General features: G+C 71.0%; 1 protein-coding gene. It reads right to left on the bottom strand.

Annotated features, from left to right (window positions below):
* Nucleotides 1–1,331: class I SAM-dependent methyltransferase (locus G3N92_RS33790; RefSeq protein WP_206131836.1), on the bottom strand; the 1,331-nt coding region annotated here is incomplete at its 3' end.
* Nucleotides 1,332–1,661 lie beyond the last annotated feature (330 nt).

The raw sequence follows: 1,661 nt of genomic DNA, 5'->3' as shown, positions 1-1,661 counted from the left end.
TGAGCCATCGCGGTCACAGGCCCACTGACCACGATGTGCTGCGCAAGATCCCACTGCACCATGCGTTCTCTTTCATGACGCCGCGACCCCCGATCACTCCACTCCCACCAACACGCGTTCCTCCACGACGCTCTTCCGATCGCCGCCACCATGAACAGCAGGTTCTGCCGCAACTCGCCCGCGTGGCGCGCGCCGCCGCCGCCGAGTCGCGCGACGATCTCCCCGATCGGCAACGCGCCGTGCGCCATCGTCGCCCGCAGATCCTCGACGAAATCGGGCTGGAAACCGATCGCGCCGCGCGGAATCGTCACGCGCGTCTCGATCCGAGCGGGATCGCCGAGGCAGCCCACCGGCAGCGCATCGAGTTGCCGCAGCCTGTCGCCGGGCGCCTGCGCCGCGTGCGCACCGCGCACGAACACGTCGCGCCGGAAGCGCCGGTTCACCGCGAAATCCTCGGCCAGATGGCGCAGCCGCGCGTTCGGCAGCGCGCCGATCGCGTCGGCGGCCGGGCGGTCCATCAGCAGCATCGGGTAGTTGTCGGCGAGCGTCGCGCTGCCCGCGTAGGCGAGGCCCGCCGTCGCGAACGCGTCGGCCACGTCGACCGAGTAATGCACCTGCCAGCTCCGGTTCAGGAATTCGTGCGCGAGGTAGTCGTGCGGATCGTTCGCGAGCGCGGCGAGCGCCTCGGCGGCCGACGGGTTGTCGCGGAAGTAGCGCAGCGCGGGCTGGCCGAGCCGCTGCAGATCGGCCACGGCGGCGCCGGTGCGCGCGGCGGTGTCGCCGCCGGCCGCCTGCGCGAGCTCCAGCATCAGCTTGCGCAGCGGCGCCTCGGCGGCCCAGCCGGGCTGGCAGTTGTAGCTCAGATAGACGCGCCCGTTGTCGGCCAGATGCCGCGCCACCAGTTGCCGCACCGTCTCGCGCACGTCCGCGCCGACCCAGCTGTACACGCCGTGCATCGCAATGAAGTCGAACGCGGGCAGGCCAGCGTCGAGGGTGTCGAGCAGCGCGGCGAAGCTCGCCTCGTGGAACACGATGTTGCCGATCCCGAGCCGCTCGGCGCGGCGGCGCGCCATCTCGATGTGGGCCGGATTGATGTCGCAGGCGTGGAATTCGGCGTGCGGGAACGCGGCGGCGTTGAGCGTGCTCGCGTAGGCGAAGCCGCAGCCGAGATCGAGATAGCGGAACGGGCGATCCAGCGCCACCGGCCGGAAGCCGCCCGGCGCGCTCGCGTAGTTGAGCCAGGCGGGCGACAGCTCACGGTGGAAACGGTCGGGAAACGTGATGTCGCTGACGTAGCCGGAATAGGGATCGGAGGGATCGGATGCGTGCATGAGTCTCGTCGACACGGCGCAAAGGGGCCGCGCGAGCTTACCACGCAGGCCGTGCGCCTAATTCGTCGCGCCGATGCCGACGCGGCGGCCGTCCGGGGTTACTATCGGCCGATCGAATCGTGTCACGCCGCTGTCATATCGGCGGGCGCACGATGGCAGGGCGAAGCCGGAACCGCCCCGAACCCGACGAGGAGGATGACGACGTGACCGATCCGAAAACCAACCCGGGCCGCAAGCCGGCCGATCCGGCCGCCGACGCGGGCCGCGACTCAAGCACCGCTGCCAACCCGGCCGCCGACGCGCCCGGCCGGATCGGCCGGCTTGCGGCCA

This window comes from Burkholderia sp. Ac-20379, from assembly GCF_017104645.1.
Classification (GTDB): Bacteria; Pseudomonadota; Gammaproteobacteria; order Burkholderiales; family Burkholderiaceae; genus Burkholderia.
Note: the sequence above shows the minus strand (reverse complement) of the source record. Positions and strands in the feature narration are given on the sequence as shown.